This is a genomic window from Streptomyces sp. UNOB3_S3 (assembly GCF_020740895.1).
Lineage (GTDB): Bacteria > Actinomycetota > Actinomycetes > Streptomycetales > Streptomycetaceae > Streptomyces.
In genome coordinates this window covers 1-629 of record NZ_JAILXP010000769.1, presented here as the reverse complement: position 1 = coordinate 629, position 629 = coordinate 1, and the positions used below count along the sequence as shown (strand labels likewise).

1 pseudogene is annotated in these 629 nt (G+C 77.6%); it reads right to left on the bottom strand.

The annotated features are described in order from the left end of the window. Positions 1-3: 3 nt before the first annotated feature. A pseudogene (locus K6I33_RS35545) lies at positions 4-629 on the bottom strand (hypothetical protein); the annotation flags it as partial.

The window sequence follows — 629 nt, the reverse complement described above, 5'->3', positions numbered from 1 at the left end:
GGGTCATGTCGCGCCGAGCGCGGCGCGGCGGGCGGCCCGGAAGGCCGCGCCGGGATCCCGGTCGGGGTAGGTCCAGGGGGCCCGGGTGGCGTGCGGGCCGATGCGGGTGAGGAGGGCGGCGGCCTCGGCGAGGCGGCCCTCGTGGAGCTTGGCGTGGGCGAGGTAGTTGAGGTCGACCTTGCGCCGGGGGTGGGCGGTGACGGCGGTCGCGGTGTCCGTGCCGTCGGCGGTGTCCTCGTCGACGTCCCATTCCAGCCACCAGTCGAAGGCGGCCTTCATCACCTGGCGGGCCCGGCGCGTGGTCCAGTGTGCGGACCGGGCGGGGTCGCCGGGCTCCAGCCCGGCGCGGGCGAGGGCGCGGTAGCGCTCGGCGTGGGCGATGACGGGCAGGACGGCCAGGGGGGAGTCGGCGGGCGCCTGTTCGGCGGCCCAGGCGGCGAAGTCGTAGACCTCGTGGAGGGGGTCGTCGCGGTCGCCCTCCTGGCGCTCGGCCAGGCAGGCGGCCATGAGGTGGTGGGCGTGGTGGTGGTCGCGGTGGCGGGCGCGGACCTGGTCGAAGGCGCGGACGCGTTCGTCGGCGGTGCCGGTGCGGCGGGCGAGGATGAGGACGGCCAGCCAGGGGGTGGGGT